General features: G+C 64.0%; 9 protein-coding genes. 3 read left to right on the plus strand and 6 right to left on the minus strand.

All coding sequences use genetic code 11. From position 1 onward, the window contains the following. Positions 1 to 76: 76 nt before the first annotated feature. From CAF74_RS20255 to CAF74_RS20265, 3 genes are read left to right on the plus strand one after another with little or no spacing between them, the layout of a single operon-like run. Positions 77 to 592, plus strand: a complete 516-nt coding sequence (locus CAF74_RS20255) for a GNAT family N-acetyltransferase (protein WP_085747531.1) — start codon at positions 77 to 79, stop codon at positions 590 to 592. A gap of 37 nt (positions 593 to 629) precedes the next feature. Further along, positions 630 to 1,670 carry a GSCFA domain-containing protein gene (locus tag CAF74_RS20260; protein WP_085747532.1) on the plus strand — a complete coding sequence of 347 codons (1,041 nt, stop codon included), beginning with the start codon at positions 630 to 632 and terminating at the stop codon, positions 1,668 to 1,670. Next, complete coding sequence (locus tag CAF74_RS20265) at positions 1,639 to 2,328, plus strand: hypothetical protein (RefSeq protein ID WP_176240501.1); 690 nt, start codon at positions 1,639 to 1,641, stop codon at positions 2,326 to 2,328. The genes CAF74_RS20260 and CAF74_RS20265 overlap by 32 nt, the downstream gene beginning before the upstream one ends. Positions 2,329 to 2,373: 45 nt before the next feature. On the opposite strand, the gene CAF74_RS20270 is transcribed toward CAF74_RS20265, so the two are convergent. Genes CAF74_RS20270 through CAF74_RS20295 form a run of 6 tightly spaced genes read right to left on the minus strand, consistent with a single transcriptional unit; the run spans position 2,374 to position 26,353 of the window. Continuing rightward, a complete protein-coding gene (locus CAF74_RS20270) occupies positions 2,374 to 3,243 on the minus strand; it encodes a TauD/TfdA family dioxygenase (RefSeq protein WP_085747533.1) in 870 nt (289 codons plus the stop codon). A gap of 15 nt (positions 3,244 to 3,258) precedes the next feature. Next, complete coding sequence (locus tag CAF74_RS20275) at positions 3,259 to 3,465, minus strand: MbtH family NRPS accessory protein (RefSeq protein ID WP_064595662.1); 207 nt, start codon at positions 3,463 to 3,465, stop codon at positions 3,259 to 3,261. Then, on the minus strand, positions 3,458 to 4,147 hold the full coding sequence (locus tag CAF74_RS20280) for a hypothetical protein (RefSeq protein WP_256578394.1): 690 nt from the start codon (positions 4,145 to 4,147) through the stop codon (positions 3,458 to 3,460). Before CAF74_RS20280 ends, CAF74_RS20275 begins: the two co-directional genes overlap by 8 nt. Then, positions 4,144 to 13,236 carry an amino acid adenylation domain-containing protein gene (locus CAF74_RS20285; RefSeq protein ID WP_371857349.1) on the minus strand — a complete coding sequence of 3,031 codons (9,093 nt, stop codon included), beginning with the start codon at positions 13,234 to 13,236 and terminating at the stop codon, positions 4,144 to 4,146. The genes CAF74_RS20280 and CAF74_RS20285 overlap by 4 nt, the downstream gene beginning before the upstream one ends. Continuing rightward, entirely contained in the window at positions 13,236 to 17,348 is a 4,113-nt protein-coding gene (locus CAF74_RS20290; protein ID WP_085747535.1) for a non-ribosomal peptide synthetase, read from the minus strand. Before CAF74_RS20290 ends, CAF74_RS20285 begins: the two co-directional genes overlap by 1 nt. Then, on the minus strand, positions 17,345 to 26,353 hold the full coding sequence (locus CAF74_RS20295; protein WP_085747536.1) for a non-ribosomal peptide synthetase: 9,009 nt from the start codon (positions 26,351 to 26,353) through the stop codon (positions 17,345 to 17,347). Before CAF74_RS20295 ends, CAF74_RS20290 begins: the two co-directional genes overlap by 4 nt. Positions 26,354 to 26,968 lie beyond the last annotated feature (615 nt).

Consider the following 26,968-nt stretch of genomic DNA (forward strand, 5'->3'; position numbering starts at 1 on the left):
CGATCAAAGCATTGATCTTTCGCCCCACACCCAGTAAAAAACCGTCTTCCCTTTCCGCCCTTGCAAGGAGCAGCGGATGCTCGAACTCGCCACGCAACGCCTTGACCTGCGCACGATGGTCGAATCCGACTGGCCGCTGTTCCTCAGGCTGCACTCCGAGCCGCAAACCATGCAGTACGTGTTCGGCGAAATCGCCGAGGACCAGGTGCGCAAAGGCTTCGAGCATCGGCTGCCGGCCTGGGGGCCGCAGTCGGATCACTGGTTGTGTCTGGTGGTGACCGACAGGGCCAGCGGACAGGAACTGGGCGTGACCGGATTTCGTATCCTGTCGCCGGGGCATGCCGAGGTGGGTTGCCTGCTGTTGCCCGAGCATCAGGGCAAAGGCTTTGGCACCGAGTCGCGCCAGGCGATCATCGACTATGCCGCCGCCATCGGCCTGGACTCGTTGGAGTCGACCGTGACCGACGGTAATATCGCCTCCTGCAAGGTGTTGGAGAAATGCGGTTTTGTATTCGAGCGCCGCGTGCCACAGGCCTATCAGATTGGAGATCGGTGGTTTGACGACCTGATCTACCGCTATCAAATCAGCTGACCCCGTTTTATCAGCGACCGCCAAGGAGGCCCTCGTCGTGAATCCTTATCAATGCCTGCCACCCCGCGCTTTCTGGCGCACCGCCGTGGCTGACAAGCCCGCGCTGACCATCGATCAACTGTGGACGCCGCAGTTCGAGATCGGCAACAAGGACGCCATCGTCACCGCCGGCTCCTGTTTCGCCCAGCACATCGGCCGCGCGCTGGTGGAACGCGGCATGAACTGGCTGGACGCGGAACCGGCCCCGGCCGAACTGCCCGCAGCCGACTGGAAATCCCACAACTACGGGGTGTTCTCCTTCCGCACCGGCAACCTGTACACCCCGGCGATGCTTTGCCAATGGCTCGAATGGGCCTTGGGCGTGAGCCTGCCCCCCGACGAAACCTGGGCCCATGACGGGCGTTTCTTCGACCCGTTCCGCCCCGCCGTGGAGCCCGACGGTTTTGCCAGCGAGGACGCGCTGTTCGCATCTCGCGAAGCCACACTCGACGCCATCCGCACCGCCCTGCGCCGGGCCAAGGTCTTCGTGTTTACCCTTGGCCTGACCGAAGCCTGGCAGAACCGCCAGACCGGACTGGTGTACCCCGTGTGCCCTGGCACCGTGCGCGGCACCTTCGATCCGCTGCTTCACAAGTTCTGCAACTTCGGCTTCATGGACACCTATGGCGACATGGTCCGGGCGCTGGAGTTGATGCGTTCGATCAACCCGCAACTGCGCCTGCTGCTCACCGTGTCACCAGTGCCCCTGACGGCGACCGCCACGGGCGAGCATGTGCTGAGCGCCACCACCTATTCCAAATCGGTCCTGCGCGCCGTCGCCGGGCAGCTGTGTGAAGACCTGCACGACGTCGACTATTTCCCTTCTTACGAAATCATCACCGGTACGCCGTTCAAGGGCGCGTTCTATCAGCCCAACCAGCGGGAAGTCACGCCCGAAGGCGTGGCGTTCGTCATGCAGCAGTTTTTCGCCGGGCTCGACGCGGTTCAACCGGTGCAGAAGCCGGCCAGCGTTCCTTCCACCTGCGTGTCCAGCGAGGAGCTTGTCTGTGAAGACGCCGTGCTCGATTACTACGCCTAGGTTTCTGCTGCTGGGCGACTCCCATGCCGGGGTCATCGGCAAGGCGGCGCAGGCCCGCGAGCTGCCTTTCAGCGGCGGCCCGCTGGGCACCGGCCGGGATTTTGCGGTGGACTTTTTCCGCCTGACCCGCCATGACGTGGTGTTTCGGGAAGCCGAGATGGAGCGCCTGTATCGCCAGGCCCTTGAGCCGTTCGAAGTGCCGCAACTGGCGAAGGTCGGCGTGCCGCTGGTGAGTACGATCGGCTTGAGCCTGCACTATCTCGCCAACGCGCCGAACTGGACGTGCTACCAGACGCCGGACGCCGAGTTCGATGAAGGTTTTCTCGCCGGGCCGCTGTTCGAATCCATTGTCGACACCCTGTCCCGACCGGCGCTGGCGTTCTATGAACAGGCCCGGGCGATGAACCTCAAGGTGTTCGCCGTATTGCCGCCGCAGCGGGTTCCGGAGTTGTCCGACTCACGAGTGTTCATGGCCGCGCAGGCGCTGCTGATCGAGCGTCTGCAAGGACTTGGCATCGAGCTGATCGACGTGTGCGCGGCAGCGAATGATGAGCAGGGCTTTCAGCGTTCGGCGTACTGCGAAGTGGATGACCCGCTGCACGGGAATCTGGCGTTCGGCGAGTTGATCGTCGAGCAACTGCTCAAACAAGGCCTGTGAATGACCGGTGGGAACGGCACCGCCGCTCCCGCCGTTTTTTTAGATTCAAGCTTTCGGCTGCGTCCCCAAAATCGTCACCCGCTCGCCATACCGCGAGTGCGGAAAATAATCCCAGACCGCATGGTGCTGGGTGCAACGGTTGTCCCAGAACACCAAGGTATTCGGCGCCCAGCGCACGCGACAACTCAGAACTGGTTCGCGAGCCACCAGATCGAACAGCATGTTCAACAGCACCTGGCTTTCCCCGCCGGATAACTGGACGATGTGCGACGTAAACCCGGAATTGACGAACAGCGTTTTGCGACCGGTTTCCGGGTGGCGAACCACCACCGGGTGCTCGGTTTTCGGCAGGTTGGCCGGCGCCTCATAGCCCTTCCACGGAATCGCGCCGTCGTGGATCGCTGTCAGTTCTCCGAGAAACTGCTGCATCGTCGGCGACAGCATTTCCAGCGCCAGGTGCATGTTGGCGAACAGCGTGTCGCCGCCGGTGCCGATGGTCGGGGTTTCCTTGACGTACAGCATCGAGCCCATGGACGGCGCCAGATCGGCGGTGCCGTCGGTGTGCCAGGTTTCGCCGGCCACGTAGCGCGATTGCGCATTGGCGCGGATCACCACCAGTTCCGGGTCATCGCCGTCGATGTCTTCCACCGGTAGCGCCCGCAGCTCACCGAACAGCCGGCCAAACGCTTTGTGCTCGTCCACCGTCAGGTGCTGATCGCGGAACACCACCACGTGGTTCTCCAGAAAGGCCCGGCGGATTTCCGCGAGCTGCTCGTCGCTCAACGGTTGCGACAGATCGACGCCGCCGATCTCGGCCCCGATGATCGGCGTGATTCGCTCGACCGTGATGTGCTGATACGGCGCGCGCCGTTCGGCGGCGATGCGCTCGATTGCCTTGAGTGCCAACTGATCCATGTTCCCTCACCTTTTTTATTGGAACGACACCGATGATTGCTCGCGCAGCGAACGCGGGCGCATGTCGATCCAGTGTTCGTTGATGTAATCCAGACAGACCTGGCGCTCGCCGCGCATCCCCGCCTCGCTCCAGCCACTGGCCATCGGCTTGCCCGCCGGCCACAGGGAATACTGGCCCTGAGCGTTGATCACCACATCGAATTGCAGGTGTGCGTCATTCATGTCGTTCTCCTGTTGAACGGGATTGCAGTGTGGCCAGACTTCGCTCGAGCCCGGTGGCGAGATGGTTGAATACGGCATGTCGCTGTTCGTCGTTCTGCGTGCAGGCCCCGACGTAAACCCGTACGGATGCCGCGCAAATCTGCGCGCAGGTGTCTGCGTCGTCGTCCACGAAGGCCCGGGCCGACACTTCGGCGTTGGCGCTGGCATGCGCGTGGGCAAACGCGGTGGCGGCGGCCTCGGTATTCAGTTGCGCGTAGTACTCGGCGAACGCCTCGGCATCGCCGAAGTGCTCGGCAATCATGGCGCTGTTGGCCGGCGCGAGGCCGTAGTTCAGCGCACTGGCGTGGGCCTTGGCGTGCGCCGCGTCATAGGCGTAGGCCTTGCGATACAGCGCCAGCAACACCGGTTTGAGCGCGGCCCGCCATTCGCCCTGACGCCCGATCACGCCGAGCGCCGCCCGCTGATGCAGGCTTTGCAACGCGAGCAGCGCCTGCTGATGTTCCGGCACGGCTTCGCAGAGCATCGGCATGACCACGTCGGCCTGCCAGAGATGAAACAGCCGCAACGGCACGGCACCCTCGCGATTGTCTATCCGCTTGCGCAGGTCGTCGGCCTGTCCGGTTTCGCACAGCACTTGCACTAAATTCAGTAGCCATCGCGGCATCGAGATCGGTTCATTCATGGCGCCGGCTCATCCGTACCGATCACCTCGGCCAGCAACCGCGCCCAGCGGCCCGCCACGATGCCGTAATGATCAGTGTCCAGGGTTTGCCAGCTGCGCAACTGCGGCAGCAAGGCCTGCCAGTTGCGTTGCAGGTCGTCCGGGTTCCAGTCGTTACCCAGCCCGTAAGGATTGGCGTGCCCGGCGATGAACAGCCGCACCGCCGTGGTCGCCAGCGCCGGTGGCTGGAAGTCGATCATGCTGGTCATGTTGTTGCGGCAGCACACCGTCAACCGTTGCAGATAGGCCTGACGTTCCTCGACCATGCCCTGCCCTTCGACCGCCGGCCAGCGCTGGGCAAATTCGCGCTGGAACACCTGCTCGATGGTCTGCTCGTCGATGCCGGCCAGTTCCACACCGGCATCGGGCGCGGGTGGGTCGATCAGGTACAACAACGGCTGCCTGAACCCGTCAGCCCGGGCCTGATGACACAGCGCCTGCGCCACCCATGCACCAAACGACCAGCCTGCAAGACGCCAAGTGCAGCCGTGCGGAAGGTGGATTTTGATCGCCTCCAGATACCAGCGTGCACGCTCCTCCACGCTGATGTTCGGCAACTGCGGCAGGCGCAGCGCCGGGTCGGCGATCACGCACACGCCCAGTTCCGCCGGCAGCGCCGACACCAGTTCCCGATAAGCCTGAACATCGCCGCCCACCGGGTGGATCAGGTACAGCCAGTCGCGCCCGACACCGGCATGCCATTGATCGATCCGCACCGCGTCGTGCCAGCCCTGCAGTGTTACGCCGGGAGCCTCTTCAACCGTGGCGGACGACACCAGCCTCAGCACCTCGCTCAGGCTGACCTTGTGGCTGAATTGCGACAGTTGGAACACCTCACCGGTGGCCGCTTGCAGTTCGTCTATCAGGTCGAGCAGCGTCAGCGAATCCGCGCCCAGGTCATACAGCGAATCGTCGCCCTCCAGCTCGGCCACACCGAGCCACTTGCACAGACACTCACGCAAGCGCACCGACAGATCCACGCCCTTCGGCGCCTCGACCACTGCGGCCACGGCACCATGGCGAACCGGATAAAACCGCCGCGCCGTGTCGATGCCGGTGGTGGAGATCAGCAGCTGCGGCAACTGCGTCGCCATCGCCAGATCGAATACTCGGCAGCCCTCTGCCGCCGAGAGACCGACCGTCAGATGCTCCAGATGCGCGGCGTCTCCACCGTTGCTGGTGGTGGCCATGCCGATGTCGCGCCAGATGTCCCAGTTGATCCCCAGACGCAGGCAAGCGTCGGCCGGGTTCGAGCGATAGTGAGTGAAGCCGTCGAGCACCCCGCTGGCCGCCGCGTAATCCACATGCCCCGCGCCGCCGAACAGTGCCGACATCGACGAGCAGTACAGGACAAATCCCGGCTTCAGGTGCTCGATCAACGCCTCGACCGCCAGCATGCCGCGAGTCTTGGCGGCCATGGCCTCGGCCATTTGCCGAGGATCACGGTGGCGAATCAGACTGCCCGCACCGACGCCCGCCGCGTGAATCACCCCGCTCAGGCGACCGTAACGAACGGCCAGTTGATCGAGGATCTGCGGCCAGCGTGGCAGGTCGGCGATGTCCGCTTTGATGCAGTCGATCCGCGAAGCGTACGCCGCCAGCGACTCAGGCAATTGCCCTTGGCGCGAGATCAGCACCACACGGCGCGCGGGTGCCCGTAGCAGGTGTTCGCACAAGGTCCGACCGATGCCGCCGCTGCCGCCCAGCACGAGGAATGTTCCATCTTCCGGTAAAAGTGACGTCGTTGCCGGGCCGGTCAATGGCTGAGGCATCAAGCGTGGCTGCCAGAGGTAACCGTCGCGCACCGCCATTCGCCGAGGCAACGAAACCGGATCGGCAAGCAACGCTGCCAACTCGCCGGCCTGCGCTTCGAGACGTGGCGACGGCCAGTCCAGCCAGTGGCAACGCACCGGGTATTCCTGCGGCACCACTTCGGTAATGCCGGCCAGCGCTGCCAGCTCGGGACGCTGAACCGCGCCGTCCACCGGGCATGCCTGCCATGACATCAACCACAACCGCAGCCGTGTCGTGCGCGGTGTTTGCCCCCAGGCCTGCATCAATGCGCTGACCGTGTCCAGGCAGGCCCACTGCGCCAGATCCAGCGATTGCTCGTTGACCGCGCCAGACACCGCCAGCGGCAAGGCATGCAGCCAGTCGAGTTCGCCGAGGACAGATTCTGCAACTTCGGCGAGCAACCGGTTCAGGGCTTCGGTGTCCAGCGGATCAAGCTCGAAACGGTCCGGACTCAAGCGCTTGAAGCCATTACCGGCGCGCACCTGAATCACGCGTCGATAGACAGTGTTCAGGCTCGCCAGCAAGGTCGATTCCGGCGCCTCATGGCTGCACAGAATCAGCACCTCACGGGATTGCGCCGTCGCTGTCGTGCTCAGGCGCCGGGTGCGCACCCATTGTCGTTGGTGAAACCAGTCCGCCAGCGGTTGTTGCACAAGGGCTGGCGCTTCAGGTTCAGCAGCCACAGGCGTCTGGAAACGATAGGTCTGAAGATCGAACGATGACGGCGGCAAATCCCACGGCGGCGGTGCCGAGCGCTGCGGCCACTGGATATTCGCGCCTTCGTACCACGCGTCCAGCAGTTCCTGCGGCGACTGATCACGGGAGATCAACTGCGCGCTTGAGACCCCGACTTCCTGGATCGCTGTCGGCTGCAACGGAATGTCGTCACCCGGCCGGCAGACCATCGCGAAGCGCCAGCGCAGTTGCCGGCGACCTGACTGCAAGTGCCGCAGCAACACGGTGCGCTGTTCCGGATTGGTTTGCAGATATTCACGAATCACCGCGATATCTCGTAGCAGCTCTGCCCGGCTATGGGCCGAGACCATCAGCAGCGGCAACGTTTCCTCACTACCTTCCTGCGCCGTGGGCGCAGCACCGACGATGACATGCGCATTGGTCCCGCCAATCCCGAAACTGCTGACACCGGCCAGTCGCCGCCGCCCTTGCGGCCATGGCCGGGACGTGGTCGGCACGTAGAACGGCGAATGTTCCAGATCGATCTGCGGGTTGATCCGGCCAAAACCGAGGTTCGGCGGCAGCACGCCATGGAACACCGCAAGGCTGGCGCGAATCAGCCCGACCACCCCCGCCGCCGCGCCCAAATGACCGATCTGGCTTTTCACCGAAGCCAGCGCACAATGACCGACCGGCGCATCGCCGAAAGCCTTGGTCAACGCCGCAACCTCGATCGGATCGCCCAGCAAGGTGCCGGTGCCATGGGCCTCGATGTAGCCGATGTCGGCACCGGTCAACCCGGCCCGACTCAGGGCATCGCGGATGACCGCGCTCTGCCCGGCCACCGACGGCGCGGTGTAACTCATCTTGGCCCGGCCATCGTTGTTCAACGCCGAGCCCTCGACCAACGCATAGATCCGGTCACCATCGGCCCGCGCCTTGGCCAGCGGCTTGAGCACCACCACCCCGTAACCGCTGGCGCCAAGGGTGCCGCTGGCATCGTCGCTGAACGGACGACACAAACCATCGGCGGAAAAAATATGCTGCGAGCGATGCCGGTAGCCCTCGGTCAGGGTCGGGTCGATCAGCACTCCGGCCGCGAGCATCACGTCGCTGTCGCCCTGACGCAGCATCGAACTGGCCAGGTGCACGGCGATCAGCGAACTGCCGCAAGCGGCCTGCACGCTCAGGGCCGGGCCGTTGAGGTCCAGGTGATACGCGGCTTTGGTCGCAAGAAAATCCTTGTCGTGGTGCAGCGCCAGTTGGAAGCCATCTGGCAGATCGTCGTCGGCGGTCTCGCGCAGCATCTGCTGGAAGTACGTGGTTTCGCCGCAACTGGCAATCAGACCGATGCGCGGGCCATTCGCCGATGGAACGATGGCCGCGTGTTGCAGGGCCTGCACGCACGCCATCAGCAAATGCCGCTGTTGCGGGTCCATCAGCCGCGCTTCCTGGCGGCTGATGCCGAAGTATTCGGGATCGAAATCGAGCATGCCCGCCAGTTGGCTGCGGGCACCGACCAGGCCTTCATCAGCGGCAAAGTGTTCGATGCCCAACTCATTACCTTGCACCATCGCCCAGAACTCGGACAGGTTCTGCGCCCCGGCCACGTTGACCGACATGCCGATGATCGCCATCGGCTGATGACCTGCATCGGTTTGCCTTACGCGCTCCGCCGCTGCCTCCGGCGCCTTCGACAGATGCGCCGCCAGACGCCGTACCGTGACGTGTTCGAACAGGTCGGCCATCGTCACCTTGTGCGGCAGCTCTTCGGCGTAACGGCCATGCAAACGCATCAGGCCGAGGCTGGTGGCGCCGGCCTCGAAGAAGGTCTGCTCCGGCTCGATGTCACGGCCGATCACAGCCTGGAACAACTCGCTCAGTTGCCGTTCCAGCGCGGTCAATTGTACAGCCGGTGCTGGCGTGCTGCGCCGCTCCAAAGCCTCGCCCAAATCCGGCAAGGCCTTGCGGTCGATCTTGCCGCTGGGGGTGCGTGGCCAGCGGTCGATCCGTCGGTATTCATCGATCCGTACATGGGCCGGCAGCAGCCGCGCGACCTGACGATCCAATTGTTGCGAGGTCGCAGGTTGGCCATCGAGTTGCAACCAGGCGATCAGCCGTGGTGGATCGGCCTGCACCGCCACCACCGCGTTGACCACTTCCGGCACCTGCATCAGCGCCGCCTCGATCTGCCCCAGTTCCAGACGATGGCCGCTGAGTTTGATCTGTTGATCGTCACGTCCCAGGTAAAGCAGGCAGCCCTGGGCATCGGCCCACGCCAGATCGCCGGTGCGATAGTACAAACAGCCGTCTGCCAGCTCGACAAACCGCGCGGTGTTCAGCGCAGGATCAGCCAGATAGCAACGGGCAACCATCGGCCCGGCCACCAGCAGATAACCGCGACTGCCCGCAGGCACCGGGCGATCGTGCTCATCGACCAGCAACAGCCGCGCATTACCAACGGCATGACCGATCGGCGCGCGCAACGGCCAGTCCCGCGCCACGGGCGGCAGGCGCATGGCGCTGACCACGTGGGTTTCAGTCGGGCCGTAGTGGTTGAACAGCGAGGCCTGCGGCATGCCGCCGAACCAGTTGCGCAGCGCGTCGGTGCAGAGCAATTGCTCCCCGGCCGTGATCACCTCACGCAACGCCGACGGGTAAACGCCCCTGGCCACGGCGGTTTGCGCCAGATGCTGCAAGGCCACGTAAGGCAGGAACAGCCGCTCGATCCGCGCCTCGACCATGTAATCCAGCAACGCCTCGGCATCCTGCCGCCATCGCGGCGTGATCAGGTGATAACAACCGCCGCCGCACAGAGTGCTGAAAATCTCCTGGAACGACACATCGAACGACAGCATCGAGAACTGCAGCGTTATCGCTTTCGCCGGCAACTGCCCCTCGGTGCGCTGCCATTGCAGCAGGTTGCACAGGGTGCGCTCGGACACTTGCACACCTTTGGGCGTGCCGGTGGATCCGGAGGTGAACAGCGTGTACAGCGGCCGCTCGCCGGCGTGGCGCGGACGCTCGAACGCTTCGGCATCGGCGTGAAGATCGATCCGATGCGTGGCGAATCGTCCGGCGTTCAGGTCGTCGAGTGCGGCCGCCGTCGTGTCGCTGAACAGCACACAGTGCGGTTGCGCCTGCTCCAGCACCTGACGCTGGATCGCCACCGGATAAGCAGGATCCAGCGGCACGGCGGTCAGGTTGAGTTTGGCCAGCGCCAGCAAGGCGACGATATGTTCCACCGAGGCATCGAGGAACAGCACGACATGCAGCGGCGCGTTCCCGGCTGGCACCGGATGACGCTCGATCAGGGTAGCCGCCAGAGTATCGGCCTGCGCATTCAGCTCGCTGTAGGTGAGACGTTGCTGATCCTGAACCAGCGCAATCGCCTCCGGCGTGCAATGCACTTGATGCTCGAATCCGTCCGCCAATGTGTTGAACGGCAGCGCAATCTGCGGGCCCTCGCTGGCCGGTGGCAGGTTGCGTCGATACGGACTGAGCAAATCGTTGAGATTGGCCGCCGGAGTTTCCAGCAACAAATCCAGACCACGGCGGAACAACGCGTTGAGCGTGCTCATCTGTTCGGCATCGAAATAGCTGCACTGATATTCCCACCAGCATTCCAGCTGCGACCCGCTGCCCACCATCAACAACGTCAGCGGGCACTTGGCGTGCAATTGCTGGTTGAATGCCAGCGTGGCGCGCAGGTTCGAGTCGGCCAACGCGGCGTAATCGGTGTTTTCCAGCACGAACATGAAATCGAACAGCAAGGGGCTCGACGACAGCCGCAGGTCTTCCACCAGATCCGCCAGCGCCACGTCCTGCAACGCCAGCACCTCGCGCACGGTGGCGGTCTGCTTGCGCAACTGCTCGCTCAGGGTCAATGCGTTTTCAACGGCGGTGGGGATCAGCACGGTGTTGGCAAACATGCCGACGGTGTCTTCGAACTCCGCCAGCGGCCGGTTGGACACCGGGCTGGCGATCCGTGGCCGCTCGCACCCGGTCAGGGCGTACAGGCTCCAGGCGAAGACACTGAACAGCACTTCGAAACGGGTCAGCCGTTGTTGGGTGCAATAGCGTTCAAGGGCAGCGCTACGGAGAGTGCCCAAGGGTTCGCGGTGCAACCGGGCGTCCGGGCTGATTTCGCGCATTGGCATCAATGCAGGCGATGGTTCCTCCTGACGGCGGTGCAATTCGGCGAGGGCGCGGCGCTGGTCGCGATAATGCGGATCGACGCTCCACTGGCGCTGCCACTGGCCAAACTCCAGCGTCGTCAATCGGGCGTCTGGCGGCGGGCTGTCTTCGCCTTGCAGGACATCGGTGTAAAGCTGCGTCAGGTTCTCGAACAGCAGGTTCACCGACCAGCCATCGACGATGATGTGATGCAGGTTCAGCAACAACCGGCAGCTGCCATCGGCGAACGGCAACAGCCAGGCCTGAAACAGGTTAGGGGTGGTCAGGTCGAACGGCGCGGTGAAGACCAGCTCGGCGAAGGCCTGCCAGTTGTCCTCGGTGAAATGCCCGACCGCGAAGGTGCGACAGGTCGGGCCCTGCTCGGCGATTACTTGATCGAGTCCGTCGGCACCCGCCGCGAATGCAGTGCGCAATCCCGGATGACGCTGCACCAGACGCCCCAAAGCCTCGGCCAGTGCCGCAACTTCGACACCTGCCGCCAGATGCAGAATCAGCGGCACGCTGTAGGCGGTCGAGGTCGGCGAGCGTTGTTGCAACAGCCACAAACGGCGCTGCTCTGCGGTGGCCGGCAGACGTTTGGCGCTGCTGATCGGAGGCGCAGGTGGGTAGATCGACTCGCGGTTCGTTTCACCGGTCAGTTGTGCGGCCAACGACAAGAACGACTCGTTGAGCAACGTGTCGAGAGCGATCTCGCGCTGCCAACGAACACGAATCGCCGAGCGCAGGCGCATGGCCTTGAGCGAATCGCCGCCGCTGCCGAGCCAGTCATCCTGCGCACTCAGGGCCGGTTGGCCGAGCAGCGAGCGGGCTTCGTTCAGTAGCCAGCTCAACGCAGGCGAAAGAGCGCCATCGTCAACGGCATCCATCGCTGGATGCCACGGACTCAACCCTTGGGCCAGCAATCCGTCACGATCAATCTTGCCATTGGCCGTCAGCGGCAGGCGCTCCAGCAGAAACAACTGATGCGGCCGCATATACGGCGCCAGTTGTGCCCGCAGATGGTTTTCGAAGGCGTGATAGTCCAGATCCCCGCGCGGCACGATGAACGCCAGCAACTGATGATCTTCAGCCGCCTGACGCCGGGTGCAGACGTACACCTGCGCCACGCCGGGATACTCCAGCATCCGCTGTTCAACCTCCCCCGGCTCGATCCGGAAGCCACGAATTTTCACCTGCCGGTCGACGCGCCCCAGGTACTCGATCAAGCCTTCGGCGTTGCGCCGGACCAGATCGCCGGTGCGGTAATGCACCTGCGCGCCACTATCGAGGTGGGGCAAACGCACGAACTGGCGGGCGGTTTCTTCGGGCCGGTTGCGATAGCCACGGGCGACGCCGCTGCCACTCAAATACAGCTCGCCCACCTCGCCCGGCGGCACTGGCCGTTGCTGTTCATCCAGCACCAACACGCCAGTGTCCGGCAACGGTCGGCCAATGGGCGCCGAGTCGCCGGCAAAGTCGCGGCTGATCGGCCAGCACAAGGCAAACGTGGTGCACTCGGTGGGGCCATAGACGTTAAAAATCCGGCAGCGGCTCTCAGGATTGTCCCGATACCAACCACGAACAGCGGCGGCACTGATCTGCTCACCGCCAATCAGCACCTGACGCACGCTGGAAAAACACGACGGCCACTCGGCAATCAACGTGTTGAACAGCGACACCGTCATGAACAGGTTGTCGACCTGCGTCCGCTCCAGCACCTCGGCCAGTCGACGCGCATCCAGCACGTCATCGTCGGCGATCATCACGCAGCAACCGCCGTTGAGCAGCGGCGCCCACAGTTCGAAACTGCACGCATCGAACGCCGGGTTGGACAGGCAGGCAAACCGGTCCGTCGGGCGAATCTCGATATAGCCGTCGCTGTGCGCCAGCCGCAGCAAGCCGCGCTCGCCCACCTCGACGGCTTTTGGCGTGCCGGTGGTGCCCGAGGTGTAGAACAGGAACATCACCTCGGCGAAATCTTCGGCCAGCGTTTGCGCTGGAGCGTCCGGCTGATCGAGCAAGGCCTCGACGTTGGTTTGCCACAGTGAAGGCGACCACAGCGGTTCCTCGTCCAGAGTAATCAGGCCGACACACGCCGCATCCGCCAACATCAACTCTCGACGTTTGCGCGGGCTGGCCCGATCCAGCGGCACCACCACCGCACCGACTTTCAGCGCGCCAAGGATCGCCGCCAGCCATTGCCATGAACGCGGCATGCACAACGCCAGCGACTGGCCGGGTTCGACACCGCGCGCCAGCAACCCTCGGGCAATGCGTTCGCTGGCGCTGGCCAGTTCGGCGTAAGTCAGCGTAACCGACTGATCGATCACCGCCGGGGCTTGCGGATTACGCGCCACTTGCTCGGCAAAACGCGCAAGCAATGGCAAGTCTTTGGACGCACTCATCATTTCGCCTCCTGCGCGTCGAAGCGTTGCAGCTCCCGACGGATGATTTGCGAGACCCGGTGGATTTCCGCGCTTTCGAGCATGTCCCAGTGCCCGCCGCTGACCAGTTTCGCCAGATAACCGCTGCTCGCGCGGCGACGCCAGAAGCCACGCAATTCATGCAACTGATGGCGGCTGAAATCTTCCCGCGCCTGAATCAGCACCACGCGGCCGGCGCGCGGCGTGCACTCATAGGCGGCCATGGCCAGCCGGTTGTGGTTGTAGATGTTGAAGTAGCGTTCGACCTGGGCGTCTTCGATGCCGGGGTACATGCCGTTGAAACGCACCAGCTTGTCGCGAAACTCGGCCATGTCCACGGTGCCGATCTGCTCGCGGAAACCCGGATCGTCGCTGCCCTGGGTGTCGAGCAGCACCACCGTTACCTGACGATGCCCCGCCGCCGTCAACCGCCGCGCCATTTCATAGGCCACCAGGCCGCCGAACGACAGCCCAGTCAGGATCAGCGGTTGCTGTGTCAGCGGTTCGATCTGGCGCAAGTAAGCCTCGGCCATCGCTTCGACCGTCGGTTCGGTGCTTTCCCCCGGATTCAGCCCCGGCGATTGCAACCCGTACACGCCGGTTTCCTCCGGCAGCACCTTGGCCAGCGACAGGTAACAGAACGCCGTGCCGCCCGCCGGGTGAATGCACACCACGTTGTGCTGGCCGCTGCCACGACGGAATTCGATCAGGTTGCTCTGAGCCAGCGCCGGATTTGCTCCAACCCGCAGCCAGCCGCCCAGCGCTTCGATGGTCGGGTAGCTGAGTACCACGCGCACCGGCACTTCGACTGCAAACTGCTGGCTGATTTCATGGGCCATTTTGATCGCAGCAATCGAAGTGCCGCCGACATTGAAGAAGTTGTCGCGAATGCCGATCTGCGGCGCCAGCAACAGGCTTTTCCAGATCTGGTACAACGCCAGTTCGATGTGATCGCGCGGGCTGCTCAAGTTGACCTGACGGTTGACCATTTCTTCGTCCGCCAACGCGGTCAGCGCGGCGCGATCAACCTTGCCGTTGGCGGTCAGCGGCAGCGCGTCGAGCCACAGATAGCTGCCGGGGATCACCGCTCTGGGCAGGGTTGTCGCCAGATGGGCGTGCACCGCTGCTTCGTCCACGGGCTCTGCCACCACGCAACAAGCTACCAGCCGCTGGTCCTGCGCTGCTTCGCCGACCATCAACACCACGGCGCTGCGGATACCCGCGAATGCTTCGAGTCGGGCTTCAATCTCACCCAGCTCCAGGCGCACACCGCGCAACTTGACCTGAAAGTCGTTGCGACCCAGAAACTCCAGCTGACCGTCCGGGCGATAACGCGCCAGATCGCCACTGCGATAGAGCCGATCACCTGTGACAAAGGGATTGTCGATAAAGCGCTCGGCACTGAGCTGCGCCAGCCCCAGATAACCCCGGGCCACGCCCACGCCGCCAATGTGCAGATGCCCGGTCACGCCCACCGGCACCGGCTGGTCGCGGTCATCAAGAACATAAAAGCGGTTGTTGGAAATCGGCCGGCCGATCGGCAATTGCCGGGCCGGCACCTCGGCGCCGGGCTCCAGGGTCCAGATGCTATTGATCACCGTGGTTTCGGTCGGGCCGTAAACGTTGTGCAGCCGCGCATGGGGCAGACGCTCCTGAAAGCGCCGCGCCAGCGCGGGCGGCAGTTCACCGCCGCCGCTGAATACATCGGTCAGCGACGCACACTGGCTGACCTCGTCGACTTCCAGAAACAGCTGCAACATCGCCGGCACGAACACCAGCGCCGTGACCTGCTGCTCGCACACCTCGCGGGCCAGATACGCCGGTTCGTAATGCCCGCCGGGCCGCGCGATCACCAGCCGCCCGCCGGTTGCCAGCGGCCAGAAGGTCTCCCACGCCGAGGCATCAAAACCGAACGGAATCTTGTGCAGCATCGCCCCCGCCTCGCCGCAGACCTGCAAACACCACAGCAGCAGATTGCTCAAGCCACGATGGGCGACCATCGCGCCCTTGGGCAAGCCGGTGGTGCCGGAGGTGTAGATCACGTAGGCGAGATGGTCAGGGGTGACGCCGACATTGCGTGGGTCGAGATTGTCCGTCGGCAACGACGCCCAGCTCGCGGCGTCCTTTTCGAGGTCGAGGATCGGCGCTTCCCAGTTCGAACCCTGCACGGCCTGACGCAAGATTGCGTGCGCCGAGCCACGTGTCAGCAGCACCGCCGGCGTGCTGTCGCCGAGCATATGGCTCAGGCGTCCCAGCGGATAATCCGGATCCAACGGCACGTAGGCGCCACCGGCCTTGAGCACCGCCAGCAGCGCCACCGGCAATTCCAGCGAACGCTCGATGCACACCGCCACGCGCACATCCGGGCCGACGCCCAAGGTGCGCAAATGCCGCGCCAGTCGGTTGGCCAGGGCATTGAGTTCGGCGTAGCTCAGGGATTCACCCTCGAACACCACCGCGCAGGCCTGAGGGTTGCTCGCGGCCCGCGCTTCAACCAGTTGATGCACGCAGGGCGCCGTTTGCGTCAGTGGCGCGGCGCGGTTGAAGTCCACAAGCACTTGCTGACGCTCAGCCTCATTCATCAGCGGCAAGGCATTGATCGGTTGCTTGGCGTCGGCGGCGATCTGTTCGAGCAGGTGACGGTAGTGCCCGCTCAGGCGTTCGATGGTTGCGATGTCGTAGAGGTCGGTGTTGTATTCCACCAGCAAGTCCAGCCGCCCTTCCCGCTCGACCCATTCGAACGCCAGATCGAACTTGGCTGTGGCGCTGCTGGTGCCGTACGGCGCCAGTTCCAGGCCAGGCATCTGCACCGCGTTACCTGGCGTGTTCTGCAACACGAGCATCACCTGAAACAACGGCGAATGACCGGGATCGCGCTGCGGGTTGACGGCCTCCACCACGCGGTCGAACGGCACGTCCTGATGGGCGTGGACGTCGAGCATCTGACCCCGCACCTCGCGCAGCAGCTCGGCGAAGGTTTGCTGCGGATTCAGGCGCTGACGCAGCACCAAGGTGTTAACGAAATGGCCGATCAGCGGCTCGACTTCCGGACGATTACGGTTGGCGAACGGCGTGCCGATGCACAGATCCTGCTGACCGCTGTGGCGCCACAACAACACAGCCAAAGCACCGAGCAGTACGTTGAACAGCGTGCCTTGGGTCTGCCGGGCCAGCGCCGTGAGTTCACGCAAGGTGCCGCCATCGACGGAGGAACTGAACGTGGCCCCGACATAGCGCTGCACCAACGGACGCGGCCGGTCGGCGGGCAAGGTCGACAACAGCGGCGCGTCGTCCAGGGTGCGCCGCCAGTGATCGAGCTGTGCGTCCAGCACGGCGCCGCCCACTCGCTGTTGCTGCCAGCAGGCGTAGTCGGCGTATTGCACCGGCAGCGGCGCAAGCGTCGGGGTTTCGCCACGCAGATAATCGCCGTACGACGTGGCGACTTCGTGCAGGATCACGCCCATCGACCAGCCGTCGGCGATGATGTGATGCACGCTGTACAGCCACAGGTATTCATCGTCGGCCACGCGCAGTAACGACGCCCGCAGCAACGGCCCGCTCGCCAGATCGAATGGCGCCCGGGCGTCCTGCTCGACGGCGGATCGCACGTGCTGCTCGCGGTCTTCGGCAGACAAATGGCGCAGATCCGTTACCGACAACGACAGCGGCATCGATGCATGAACAACTTGACGCGGTTCACCGTCCACGCTGCAAAACGTCGTGCGCAGGACTTCGTGCCGGGCCACCAATTCGTTCAGCGCCCGCTCCAGCTGCGCGATATCCAACTGCCCTTTCAGTGTTACCGCCGTCGGCACGTTGTAGAACGGGTTGCCGGGTTCCAGTTGATCGAGAAACCACAGTTGCCGCTGCGAGAACGACAATGGCCAGGACGCGTGCGCGCCGGCACGGCGGGGAATCGCCGCGTCATCGTGCCCGCCGAGCAAGGCGATCAGTTCCTGTTTGTGACGCTTGAGCGCCTGGGTCAGTTCTTCGGTGAGAAACCCGCGCGGCGCCTTGCAGCGCAGCCTGTCACCGTCCACTTCGAGCACCACGCCATGGCGAGCGAACAACGCCAGCAATTGATCGGCATTCATACTTCGAACTCCTCCATGTCTTCGTCGTCCAGACTTGCGGTCACAGGCTCGATGGCAAACGCCTCGACCGGCGCGCGGTGTTGTTCATCGGCTGTGCGCAGCCCGCCGATCATCGAGTAGATCAATTCATGGCTCGGCCCGAGGTCGAACAGCGTCGTCAGTTGCTGTTCCTCGACCGAGCCGATGCCGCACAGGCCCAACCCGTGCTCGACGGCGGTCATGCTCAGCAACTGGGCCATGGCACCGCTTTCGATGTGGCAGAAGTCACGGCTGCGCTCGCCATACAGCGGGCGGATCGCGGCCATGTCGGCGATGAAGAACAGCGAGAACGCGGCGTTCTCGTACACCGGACGGTTAACGAAATAGTCGTAGGTGTCCGGGTCGAGCGCTCCGCTCTGGAGCGCCAGCAAACGATGCTGGCGGGGATCGTAGTAATACGCGCCACCGGGCACGCCGAGCACGCGATCCGGCTTGACGTAGAGGTACGCCTGAATCGGGTAAAGGCCACCCGCCGACGGGAACTGGTATTTCACTTCGCCGTCGAGTTGTCCTTGAGCCAGCGCCGCCAGTACGTGCGCGAAGGCCTGGGCGGCGATCGGTTGCAGGTCGTATTGACGCACCGAGCGGTAATCGCTCAAACGCCGGGCGAAGGCCGGGTCTTGCGGCAGATCCAGTGCCACTGCCGGCAAAGTCTGAGCGAAGTCGCGGCGTCCGCGTTGTTCGGCCTTGAACTGCGCCCGCTGCTGGGGATCTTCGATGATGTCCTGCACGGGCTCCGGAGCCTGCTGCACGTTGCCGAGCAGATCCTGCCGCGCCCGGTTCTGGCGGTACATGCCAAGCAGATGCAGCAACGTCGGCTGGGCCAGCAGTTGCGCCACGTGCGGGCGGAACTGCAAGGCGCCGGACAACGCGTTGCTGATCCGGACGATATCGATCGACGTTGCGCCGAGGTTCAGCAGATTGGCGTTGGCGGCAATCGATTCGCGCTTGAGCACATCCTGCACGATTTCCACCAGCCGCTGTTCCTGAGGGCCGTCGACTTCCAGCGCCGGCCCTTGCTCCTCGACTTGCTCAGGCTCCAGTAGGCGTTTCTTGTCGACCTTGCCGTTGGACGACAACGGCCAGGCCTCGACGAACGTGAACGACGGCGGAATCATGTAGGCCGGCAGCTTGTCGCTCAGGTACGCGCTGAAATCGCTGGCCTGCAACGCCGGATCGGCCTTGAGCACGTAGCCCGCCAGACGTTTCTCGCCCAGCGTGCTGCCAAGAATCCGCACCACCGCGCTCTGCACGCCGGGATGGCGATTGAGCGCGGCTTCGATCTCGCCCAGCTCGATGCGATAACCCTGGACCTTGACCTGATTGTCTTCGCGACCGAGGAATTCGATGTTGCCGTCGGGCAGCAAACGGCCCAGGTCGCCGGTGCGATACAGCCGTTCGCCGGTCAGTGGATGATTGAAGAAACTGCCCGCGCTGAGTTTTTCATCGCGCCAGTAACCTTTCGCCAGACCGATGCCGCCGATGTACAACTGCCCCGCAACCCAGGTCGGGCGCACTTGCAGCGCTTCATCCAGCACGTAGAAGCGCTGATGATCGAGGGCCTTGCCGTAGGGAATGCTCCGCCAGGCCGGGTCGACGTGCTGTACCGGGTAACAGATCGACCAGATCGACGCTTCGGTGGCACCGCCCAGGCTGATCAGTTGCAAATCCGGCTGCAAGGCCCAGGCCCGCTCGGGCAGGGTCAACGGAATCCAGTCGCCGGACAGCATCGCCACTCGCAAGCTGGCAGGCAACGCTCCGCCCTCGCCTTCAACGTACTCGACCAGCATGCCAAGCAGCGCCGGCACCGAGTTCCACAGGCTGACGTGATGACGCTTGATCAATTCGAGCCAGTGCGCCGGATCGAGGGTCAGTTGCGGGTCGAGGATGACCACCGCCGCGCCCACCGCCAACGTGCCGAAGAAGTCATAGACCGACAGGTCGAAGCTCAGCGACGAGATCGCCAATACACGGTCGTTCGGGCCGACGGCAAAGCGCCGGTTGATGTCGAGCAAGGTGTTGACCGCGCCGCGATGGTCGATCACCACGCCTTTCGGCTGACCGGTGGAGCCGGAGGTGTAGATCACGTACGCCAGATCGCTTTCGTTCACCTGCACCGGTTGCAGTGACAGTCCATCGTTTGAAACTTCATCGGTCACGGCAATGGTCGTGACTTGCGCCGGCCATTCGATCCTGTCGAGCAGCGCCGGTTGGGTCAGGGCCAGACTCGCCTCGGCCCGCTCCAGAATATGCCGCAGCCGTTCCGCCGGTTGCGTCGGCTCGATCGGCAGGTAAGCGCCGCCGGCATACAGAATCGCCAGCGTTGCAACCATTTGTTCCCAGCCGCGCTCCATCACCACCGCGACCAAGCGGTTCGGCACCACGCCCTGTGTTTGCAATCGGGCGCCGAGTTGCCGGGCCTCAAAGCGAAGCTGGGCGTACGTCAGCTGTCGTGTGCCGATCACCGCCAGTGCGTCCGGTGTGGCAAGGGCCTGACGTTCGAACAGTTCGTGCATCAATGGCAGCGTTTGCTGATGGTCGACCGGTGCCGGCAAGCGTGCCTGCGGCAGCAGTTGTGGCGTGTTCGCGCCCCAGGCTGCCGGTTCGCAAAGGCTGTCGAGCAGCGCGTTATAGGCGACGAACATCTGCTCGATCATGCCTTGCGGGAACAGCTCGTCGATGCTGTCCCAGTTGAACAACAGGCGTCCTTCGAGCTCCAGCAACGTGTGGTCGAGCCACACTTGCGGGGTCTGGGTGATGCTGTGCATGTGCCTGGCGTTCAACGCGTCGGCGAGGTTGAACTCGGCCAACTCCGGCGCCGCTTCCGACAGTGTGCTGTTGAACACGATCGGCATCGCCGTCTGCTGCACGCCCCGGGCCTGGGACAATTCGCGCAGCACCCGCACGCCGCTGACCACCGAATGGTCGATGTCGCGCCACAGTTGCGCCTGCACGGCGCGGGCCTTGTCGGTAAAGGTTTGTGTTCCGTCGATGCCGACTTCCAGCAGCACCAGCGAGGTGAAGTCGCCGATGATTTCGTCTACATCCGGGTGCAGCGGCATGCGGTTGAACAGGGGGAGGCTCAGGGTGAAACGCGGCGTGCGGCTCCACAGCGCCAGCACTTCGCTGAACGCGGTCAGCAGCATCACCGACGGCGTCACCGCAAACTGTTTGGCCACGGCTTTGAGCTGCGTCCAGTGCGCCGCCGACATGTCGCGGTCGCGGCGGGTGAAGTGCGGGTTGGCGATGCTTTCGGGCTGGCGTACCAGCGGCAGGTCCGGCGCCGGGGCCAGTGTGGTCACCCGTTCACGCCAATAGCCCAGCGCTTGCTCGTAGCGGCGGCCATTACGCAGTTGCTGTTCAGCCAGCACATAGTCGCGGAAAGTCAGGCCCGGTTCCGCCAGTTCCAGGTTCGGATCGACGTAGAACGCCATCAGTTCGCGGGCGAGAATCTGCGTGCTCGCGGCGTCGACGATCAGCGCGTCGAGACTGATGTGCAAATGGGTAATGCCGTCATCGAGCAACGACAGGCTGAACTCGAACAGCGGCCAGCGACTGGCGTCCAGCACCTGATGGGACTGGCGTTCGCGTGTCGCTTCCAGCGTGCGCTGCGCCACATCGGCGGGCAAACCGCGCAGATCGCTGCGCGGCATGCGATAGGTCGGCACCTGCGCCAGCACCTGTTGCGTGCCGTCGCTGAGGAACACCACGCGCAGCATGTCGTGGCGCAGGATCATGCGGTTCAAGGCTTGTTCGAAACGCTCGGCGTCGAACTCGGGAATGCGCAGTTCTTCGTAACCGTGGGCACTGACGCCACCGAGGCTGACCGTGGCCTCGCGACCGAACCAGTAGGCTTGCTGGATATCGGTCAGAGGGAACGGTTCATGTCGATTGTCGCGATCCGGTTCGATCTGAATGAACGCCGGTTCAACGCTTTGCTCTTCACGCGACACCTGCGCCGCCAGATCCAGCAACACCGGGGTCTGGAACAGGCTGCTCAGGGACAGTTGCGCGCCCATGCGCTGGTTGATCGCGTAGATCATCCGCGTCGCCAGCAGCGAGTGGCCGCCGAGGTCGAAGAAGTTGTCGTGGATGCCGACCCGCTCGCACTTGAGCACTTCGGCCCAGATCTCGGCCATTTGCCGTTCAATGTCGTTGCGCGGCGCTTCGTAAGTCGCGCCGGCGCTGCGTTCCGGTGCCGGCAGCGCCTGGCGGTCGATCTTGCCGTTGCGGGTCAGCGGCAATTGCGACAGGCGAACCCAGGCACTCGGGATCATGTGTTCGGGCAACTGGCGTTGCAGTTCGGCGCGCAAGAATTCGCTGGTCGCGGAGCCGACCACGTAGGCCACCAGACGCTTGTCCCCGGCCACGTCTTCACGCAGCAACACGGCGGCTTCCTGCACACCGGGTTGTTGATGCAGCAGGCTGTCGATCTCACCGAGTTCGATGCGGAAGCCGCGCAGTTTCACCTGTTGGTCGATGCGTCCCAGGTATTGCACGTTGCCGTCGGCCAGGAATGTCGCGAGGTCGCCGCTGCGGTACATCCGCGCGCCCGGCTCGCCACTGAACGGGTCCGGCAGGAAGCGTTCAGCGGTCAGGTCCGGACGGTTCAGATACCCTCGGGCCAGGCAGGCGCCGGCGATGTACAACTCGCCCGCCACGCCGACCGGGACCGGATTCAAATGCTCGTCCAGCACGTACAGCCGCGCGTTGGCGATGGGACGGCCAATGGGCGGCGCGTCCGGCCAGGATTCGGCCTCATTGCAGTCGAGGCTGAACTGGCTGACCACGTGGGTTTCGGTCGGCCCGTACTGGTTGTGCAGTTGCGCGCCACCGAGTCCGCGAACAAAACCGCGCAGCTCGTCATTGATTTGCAGGGCTTCACCGGCGGTGATGATTTCGCAGCCGCCGGCCGGCATCGGCGCACCGGCCTCGGTCAGGCCGGCGAGTTGCTGCAACACGGCGAACGGCAGGAACGCCCGCTGCACGCCTTCGGCCACCAGAGTCGGGCGCAGCGCGGCGAGGTCCTTGCGGCTGTCTTCGGTCATCAGCAACAGGCTGCCGCCCTGGCACAGCGTGCTGCAGATTTCCTGGAACGAGACGTCGAAGTTCAGCGAGGCGAATTGCAGCACGCGTTGCGGTGCCGTGGCTTGATCAAGCTGCCAGGCGATCAGGTTGTCCAGCGCACGACGGTTGTGGGCCACGCCTTTCGGGCGTCCGGTGGAGCCGGAGGTGTAGAGCACGTAGCCGAGGTTTTCCGGGCTCACATTGACGTGCGGATCATCCGTCGGGTGTTGCGCCCATTGCGCTGCGTCGGTGTCCAGGCAGCAGATCTTCGCCTCGTTGGCCGGCAGCCCGGACACCAGGCTCGATTGCGTCAGCAGCAAGGTCGGCGCGGCATCGCTGAACATGAACGCCAGCCGCTCGCTCGGATAAGCCGGGTCGAACGGTACGTACGCCGCGCCGGCCTTGAGGATCGCCAGCAGGCCGATGACCATTTGCGGCGAGCGCTCCAGGCACAAACCAATGCGATGATCAGGGCCTACGCCTTGCTCAATCAGGTAATGCGCAACGCGGTTGGCGGCGCGATTCAGTTCGCCGTAGCTCAGTTGCTCACGGTCAGCGAGCAGCGCTACGGCGTCGGGCGTTTGCCGGGCGACGGTTTCGAAGCGCGCCACGCAACCGGGCAGTGACGTGGTATCTCGCGCGGTACGGTTCCAGTCATGAACGATCTGCTGGAGTTGCTCGGCGTTCAGCAGCTGGATCCTTGCCAGCGACTGTTGGCTGTCCTCGACCATCTGCGTCAGCACCCGGCGCAGGTACTCGCCGAACTGCTCGACGGTGTCGCGCTCGAACAAGCCCGAGGCATATTCCAGACCGCCGACGATCTGCCCGTCACGCTCACTGAGCGCCAGTTGCAGATCGAACTTGGCCACGTGATGACTGCTCTCGACCGTCGTAACGTCCAGCCCGGTCAGCAGCAGGTCGGAATCCTGATCCTGTTCCCAGGCAAACAACACCTGAAACAGCGGACTGTGGGCCAGACTGCGCGGCGGATTGAGCAATTCCACCACTTGCTCGAACGGCAGATCCTGATGTTCCTGAGCCTCCAGCGCCACTCGCCGCGCCTGTTGCAGCCATTGCGCCACCGACGGCGTCCCGGACTGAGTCATGCGCAGCGCGAGGGTGTTGACGAAGAAACCGATCAGCCCTTCCAGTTCCTGCTGCGGGCGGTTGGCCGATGGCACGCCGATCACCACATCGCTTTGCCCCGACAGGCGCGACAGCAGCAGTGAAAAACCGGCCAGCAGAGTCATGAACAGCGTGGTGCCTTGCTGCATGCCCAGGGCTTTCAGGCGTGCGGTCAAAGCGGCGTCGAAGACCAACGGAACAAAGCCGCCGAGGTAATCCTGCACGGGCGGGCGCTTGTGATCGGTCGGCAACTCCAGCAGCACCGGCGCGCCGCTGAGGGTTTCGCGCCAGTAACGGCTCTGCTGCTCCAGCACGTCGCCGGACAGCCATTGCTTTTGCCACACGGCGTAATCCACGTACTGCACCGGCAAGGGCGTCAGCGGATCGTCGCGATCCAGCAACGCCGCTGCGTACAGCTGCCCCAGCTCGCGGGTGAGCACGCCCATCGACCAGCCGTCAGAGATGATGTGATGCTGGGTCAGCAGCAACAGATGGTCATCCGCCGCCAGTCGCAGCAGGCTGACCCGCATCAACGGGCCGCGGCTCAGGTCGAACGGTCTGGCGCCCTCCTCGTCGATCAAGCGGGTCAGACGCTCTTGCGCATCGTGCCCCTGCACGTCAGTCACCGTCAGCCGGATGCTGTGCGCCAGCGGCGAAACCCGTTGTCGCCCTTCCCCTTCAACGGCAATGAACGTGGTGCGCAGCGCAGCATGGCGCGCCACCAGCTGATTGAAGCTGCGTTCGAGTGCCGGCACGTCCAGCGAACCGCGCAAACGCAGGTTAAGCGGCATGTGGTACGCCGCGTTGCCACCCTCCATTTGCGCCAGAAACCACAGGCGCTGCTGAGCAGACGACAACGTTTGCGCGCCCGTGCGTTCAAGGGCCGTGATGGCCGGGCGAGCCGTAGCCTGACTGGCTTGCAGCCGTTCGGCGAACTCCGCCAGAACCGGCGCGGCAAACAGGGTCGAAGGCGCGACTTCCAGCTCCAGCGCATGACGAACCTGCGCCAGCACGCGCATCACCAGCAGCGAGTGACCGCCGAGGGCGAAGAACTGATCCTGGCGCCCCACCCGCTCGATGCCGAGCACGTCGGCCCAAATCGCGGCGAGCGCGGTTTCCAGCGAGCCTTCGGGTGCCTGGTATTCCTGCTGATCGAACGCCTCGACGTCCGGTGCCGGCAGATTTGGCCGGTCAACCTTGCCGTTGGCGGTCAGCGGCAGTGCATCGAGACGCACGAAAGCGGTCGGCACCATGTAGTCCGGCAGGCTGATTTGCAGTTGTTCGCGCAGTAAGCGCGGGCTCAGCGTTGAGTCTGGTTTTTCGCAGTAGTAGGCGACCAATCGCGGTTCACCGGGACTGTCCTGGCGCAGCAGCACCACGCTTTCCCGCACGCCCGGGATGTCCGCCAGCCGGGTTTCGATTTCCCCCAGTTCCAGACGCAGGCCGCGCAACTTGGCCTGGGAATCGTTGCGGCCGAGAAATTCCAGTTGGCCGTCGGCCCGGTAACGCGCCAGGTCACCGGTGCGGTAAAGGCGTTCGCCCGCCACGAACGGGCTGTCGAGGAAACGTTCGGCGGTCAGTTGCGGAAGGTTCAGATAACCGCGCGCCACACCAACGCCACCGATGTACAACTCACCCGCGACACCCTCGGCAACTGGTGCGCCGTCAACGTCGAGCAGGTAAATCCGGGTATTGGGCAGTGCCCGGCCAATGGGCAGCACCGCGTCGATCTGGCTGCTGTCGGTGAACTCGAAACAGGTGCTGTCGATGCTCGCTTCGGTCACGCCATAAGCCTGGACGATCTGCACGCGATCACCGCACAGCCTGCGCAATTGCCGCGCGCTGTGGGCGGTCCAGATGTCCGAGCCGCAGACCACGGTGCGCAGGAACGACAGGTCATGGCCGCTCTCTTCGACCCACGCCAACAGCGGATTGAGCAGCGCCGGGACGAAGTCGGCAAAGCCGATACGCGCGTCACGCATCAGGCGATACAGGGCCGGCGGGTCCATCAGAGTGTCCCGTGGGCAGAGCACCAGCGTGCCGCCAAAACCCAGTGCACGGATCAGGTCGGCGCTGAACACGTCGAAGGAAAAACCGGCCATTTGCAGGTGGTTGATCGGCTCGCCCAATCCATAGAGCTGCTCCCAATCGGCGCTCACGGCGACCAGTCCGCGATGCTCGACCATCACGCCTTTCGGGGTGCCGGTGGAGCCGGAGGTGTAGATCACGTAAGCCAGGTGCCGGGGTGTCAGGCCGATTGAGTGAGGATCGAGGTTGTCTGCCGGGAGCGAAGCCCAATCACTGGCGTCGGCCAGATCCAGCACCGTCGGTGCAGTCGCCGACTGTTCGAGCACCGCCCGCAAAACATCGCGCGCCTGGCCGTGGGTCAGCACCACCGGCGGTGCGCTGTCGGCCAGCATGTGCGCCAGCCGCGCCTGCGGATAGGCCGGGTCCAGCGGCACATAGGCGCCGCCGGCCTTGAGTACCGCAAGTACGCCGACCAACATCTCCAGCGAACGCTCCAGACACAGCCCGACCCGCACGTCCGGCTCGACCCCGAGGTTGCGCAGGTGATGGGCCAGCCGGTTGGCGCGGGTGTTCAGTTCACGATAACTGAGCGCCTCCTGCTGCCAGCGCGCGGCGATCGCCTCGGGGTTGCGCAGCACCTGCGTTTCAAACAGACCGTGCACGCACAGGTCAGCATCGAACGGTTTCAAGGAGCAAACGTCGGGCTGCGCGGGATTCGTCCCACGCAAGGAAGTGTTATCGAGCATCGGAGGCTACCGTCCATGACTACATTATTTTTGTGATCAGGCCGGGACAGAAATGCCCCGCCAGTCAGGCCCCGGCATCAGATGCCGGCACGGTCATTCGAATTCAGGAGGATGGCGCGGCGCGCGCGTGCAGACTCGCGTTGAACGCGGGCACACGCAGAAATTCTGGGGGAGACAGACTGGAGAAAAACGCCGCCGCGCGGTCGGCGCAGGCAACTGGAAAGTGGGCCGGATCATTGGCGACATCCGTCGCACCGTTCATTGCATCGTCGATTGCAAACCGCGTGACCAATTGAAACCTCGACTTCCATTTGAGGGTCAACGACGAGGAACAACCTGCGCGGGGATGACAGCGCCAGGGTGGTCCCGATCGGCTGCGACTGCCGGGTCTGTAGACGCACGGCAATCTTCTGGCGCCGGGTTTGTGACCCGAAGCGCCGGCGGATAATAACCACGTTTTTTGTTAGGGAGGCAAACAAAATGTAGGAAATTTGCGAAATAAATATCGGACGTTTCCTACATGGTTGTGACGATGGCAAAGGGACAGGGATGTCAAAAATGCTCGTACACCGTTCCGCCGTTTCGTGCAGGCCACGGGCATCGAAAACCGCTGCA

It is taken from the genome of Pseudomonas sp. R45(2017), from assembly GCF_002112305.1.
GTDB lineage: Bacteria > Pseudomonadota > Gammaproteobacteria > Pseudomonadales > Pseudomonadaceae > Aquipseudomonas > Aquipseudomonas paraglycinae.

What these genes read in the sequence shown, in the direction of transcription:
- CAF74_RS20295 (WP_085747536.1), bottom strand. Translation starts at nt 26,353, where the DNA reads ATGCTCGATAACACTTCCTTGCGTGGGACGAATCCCGCGCAGCCCGAC.
- CAF74_RS20275 (WP_064595662.1), bottom strand. Translation starts at nt 3,465, where the DNA reads ATGAATGACGCACACCTGCAATTCGATGTGGTGATCAACGCTCAGGGC.
- CAF74_RS20290 (WP_085747535.1), bottom strand. Translation starts at nt 17,348, where the DNA reads ATGAATGCCGATCAATTGCTGGCGTTGTTCGCTCGCCATGGCGTGGTG.
- CAF74_RS20255 (WP_085747531.1), top strand. Translation starts at nt 77, where the DNA reads ATGCTCGAACTCGCCACGCAACGCCTTGACCTGCGCACGATGGTCGAA.
- CAF74_RS20270 (WP_085747533.1), bottom strand. Translation starts at nt 3,243, where the DNA reads ATGGATCAGTTGGCACTCAAGGCAATCGAGCGCATCGCCGCCGAACGG.
- CAF74_RS20280 (WP_256578394.1), bottom strand. Translation starts at nt 4,147, where the DNA reads ATGAATGAACCGATCTCGATGCCGCGATGGCTACTGAATTTAGTGCAA.
- CAF74_RS20285 (WP_371857349.1), bottom strand. Translation starts at nt 13,236, where the DNA reads ATGAGTGCGTCCAAAGACTTGCCATTGCTTGCGCGTTTTGCCGAGCAA.